1 protein-coding gene is annotated in these 938 nt (G+C 65.7%); it reads left to right on the top strand.

What is annotated here, in order from left to right; translation table 11 throughout:
* Positions 1–97: 97 nt before the first annotated feature.
* Positions 98–938, top strand: an 841-nt coding sequence (locus B4E30_RS08960; protein ID WP_286794849.1) for an amidohydrolase family protein, incomplete at its 3' end; no start/stop codon positions are given.

The following is a 938-nucleotide window of genomic DNA, read 5'->3' as shown; positions in this document are numbered from 1 at the left end:
CGACGAGCAGCTCGCCGCCGTCAACGCGTCGGCGGGAGAGTAGTCAGCCCGTGAACAATAATGTCTCGTATCTACATCTCCTCGAACGGAGCAGTTCATGACGGATTCCACGCTCGGCGCAGTCTCTGCGACCGCGATCACGAACACCAGGGTCTTCGACGGACACAGTCTGAGCGCCCCCACGACGGTCGTCGTCCAGCCCGACGGGCGCATCGGTGACGTATCAGCGGATGCGGTCGTCGTCGGTGCCGCTGTCGTCAACGCGGAAGGTACGGTGCTCCTTCCTGGCCTGATCGACTGTCACATGCACCTGAAGGGGCGCGAGTCCCTCGAGACGCTCGCCACGTACGGTGTCACCACCGGCCTGGACATGGCGACATGGCCCGCATCACAGTTCCAGTCGTTGCGGGGACTGAGGGGAGTCGCTGACTTCCGCACCGCCGGCATGGCGGCGACATCTCAGGGCAGCACGCACAGCCGCATTCCGACCTATCCGGACGTCGCGCTGGTCGATTCCCCCGACAAGGCGGAGCGGTTCGTCGAGGTGCAGGTGGCAGACGGGGTGGATTACATCAAGATCATCGCCGATCTGCCCGGTCCCACCCAGGACGTGCTCGATGCACTCGTGGCTGCTGCGCACGCGCGGGGGCTCAAGGTCATCGCGCACGCAGCCCTGTACGAAGCTGTGCGTATGAGCCTCGCTGCGGGGGCCGACATGATCACCCATGCTCCACTCGACCGCGCGCTCGACGATGCGACGGCTGAGACGATGCTCGCCCAGGGCACGGTGTTCATCCCGACCTTGACGATGATGAAAGGCGTCGCCGCGAATCTCACCGCAGCGGGCGTTCCCGGTGTGAGCTATGCACACGCCCACGAGAGCACGCGCGCGATGCATGCCGCGGGCGTTCCGGTCCTGGCCGGCACCGACGCCTACA

Origin of the sequence: Microbacterium sp. UBA3394, from assembly GCF_002358725.1 — a bacterium.
GTDB classification, from domain to species: Bacteria; Actinomycetota; Actinomycetes; order Actinomycetales; family Microbacteriaceae; genus Microbacterium; species Microbacterium luteum.
Note: the sequence above shows the minus strand (reverse complement) of the source record. Positions and strands in the feature narration are given on the sequence as shown.